Raw genomic sequence first — 2,033 nt, 5'->3', positions numbered from 1 at the left:
GCTCGCCACCGCCGCCGCCACCTCCCGGCCGCCCACCCCGGCCCCGGGCCGCCGCCCGTCCGGCCGACACCGCACCTCCTGACCGGCGCGGGCCCGGCACCTCCCTGACCGGACGGGCCGGGCACCTCCTGACCAGCACGGGGGCCCGGCGCCGCCGTGGGCGTTGCCCCCGGCCCCCGCCTTTCATCTGGTGGACGGGGGCGAGTCCGCCGGTGGGGCCCGTGCGGGCGCGGGTAGCGTCAGCGGGCATGACGGTCGTGCATCCGATCGCCCGGGCCTGGATCACCACTGGCGGCACCGGCGCGCAGAACTACGACGAGTTCGCCGACGACGCGGAAATCACCGCCATCATCGAGGCGAACCCGCACAGTGCCCTGGGCATCGAGATGCCCCACCGGGCGCCGGAGAGCGTGGGGAAGTCCTTCCTCGACGCGCTCCCGGACGCGGTGGCCCGCCTCGCCGAGGCCAAGGCCGACGGCAGCTACACCCCGGCCGAGCAGGTCGTCGTGCTCTACCGGATCAGCGCCCCGGGCGAGGAGACCGCGTACGGGCTCTTCGCGATGGTCGACACCGACCAGATCTCCACCCGGGCCGACGAGCCCGGCCTGGTGATCCGCAACGAGGACGTGTTCATCGCCAAGGTGCGCGAGCGGGTCGCCCTGGCCGAGGCGCTCGGGCACCTGCTCTCGCCCGTACTCCTGCTCCAGACCGGGCGCGGCGACGAGCTGCACGCGGCGCTCGCGGCGGCGACCGACGGGGCGGGCGCGCCGGCCGCCACCGACGTCGACCAGGCCGGGCGGACGCACGCGATCTGGCTGCTGGGTCCCGGCCCGGAGCAGGACGAGCTGACCGACCTGGCGGGCGGCGGCGAGCTGGTGGTGGCGGACGGCAACCACCGCAGCCTGGCCGCGCAGACCGGCGGCTTCCCGCGCTTCCTGTCGGTCATCACCACCCCGGCGTCGGTCGCCATCCAGCCCTACAACCGGCTGGTCAGCGAGCTGACCACCACGCCGGCGGAGCTGCTCGACCGGCTCCGCGCGGCCGGCGCGGAGATCACCGCGCAACCGGGCCCGACCGAGGTTCCCGCAGCGGGCGGCACCGTGCACCTCCACCTCGCCGGCCAGGGGTACGCGGTGCGTCTGCCGCAGGTCGGCGGGGCCCGGCTGGAGAACCTCGACCACGCGCTGGTGGAGCGGCTGCTGCTGCGCGACGCGCTCGGCCTCGACCCGGGCGACAAGCGGATCACCTACGTCGGGGGCGACTATCCGGCGAGCTGGCTCACCGGCGAGGTCGACGCGGGCCGGGCCGAGCTGGCCGTCCTCATCGCCCCGGTGACCGTGGACGATTTCGTCGCGGTGAACCTGGCCCGGGAGAAGATGCCCCGCAAGAGCACCTGGTTCACCCCGAAGGCCCGCGCCGGCCTGGTGGCCGCGGAGCTGCCGCAGCCGATCTTGTGACGAATCCGCCTCCGGGCCGCCGCCCGCGCGCCGGCCCGGAGGCGGGCCTGTCAGACTGCCCGGTATGCGCGTCTACCTGGGATCCGATCACGCCGGCTTCGAGCTGAAGGTGCACCTCGCGAACCACCTGGCCACGCAGGGGTACGACGTGGTCGACGTCGGCCCGCACGCCTTCGACCCGGACGACGACTACCCGGCGTTCTGCCTGCACACCGGGCAACGGGTGGTCGACGACCCGGCCAGCCTGGGTGTGGTGATCGGCGGCTCCGGCAACGGCGAGCAGATCGCCGCCAACAAGATCGCCGGGGTTCGGGCCGCCCTCGCCTGGAACGTCGACACCGCGCAGCTGGCCCGGGAGCACAACGACGCGAACGTGATCGCCATCGGGGCCCGCCAGCACACCCTCGACGAGGCGACCGCCCTGGTGGAGGCGTTCCTGACCACACCGTTCTCCGGCAACCCGCGGCACGCCCGGCGGATCACCCAGGTCGCCGAGTACGAGCAGAGCCACCGCCTCCCCGACCTGCCCGCCTGACCCCCGCCGCCGGCCCGTCCGGCCCGGGTCGGCCCGGGTCG

Annotated in this window: 2 protein-coding genes; both read left to right on the top strand. The window is 75.1% G+C overall.

From position 1 onward, the window contains the following. Nucleotides 1–248 precede the first annotated feature (248 nt). Nucleotides 249–1,457, top strand: a complete 1,209-nt coding sequence (locus LQ51_RS08825; protein ID WP_046564214.1) for a DUF1015 family protein — start codon at nucleotides 249–251, stop codon at nucleotides 1,455–1,457. 64 nt (nucleotides 1,458–1,521) lie between these two features. Next, on the top strand, nucleotides 1,522–1,992 hold the full coding sequence (locus tag LQ51_RS08820; protein WP_046564213.1) for a ribose-5-phosphate isomerase: 471 nt from the start codon (nucleotides 1,522–1,524) through the stop codon (nucleotides 1,990–1,992). The last annotated feature ends 41 nt before the right edge of the window (nucleotides 1,993–2,033 follow it).

This window comes from Micromonospora sp. HK10 (assembly GCF_000982955.1).
Taxonomy (GTDB): Bacteria; Actinomycetota; Actinomycetes; order Mycobacteriales; family Micromonosporaceae; genus Micromonospora.
Note: the sequence above shows the minus strand (reverse complement) of the source record. Positions and strands in the feature narration are given on the sequence as shown.

Coding starts and splice junctions, on each gene's coding strand:
- LQ51_RS08825 (WP_046564214.1), top strand. CDS start 249: ATGACGGTCGTGCATCCGATCGCCCGGGCCTGGATCACCACTGGCGGC.
- LQ51_RS08820 (WP_046564213.1), top strand. CDS start 1,522: ATGCGCGTCTACCTGGGATCCGATCACGCCGGCTTCGAGCTGAAGGTG.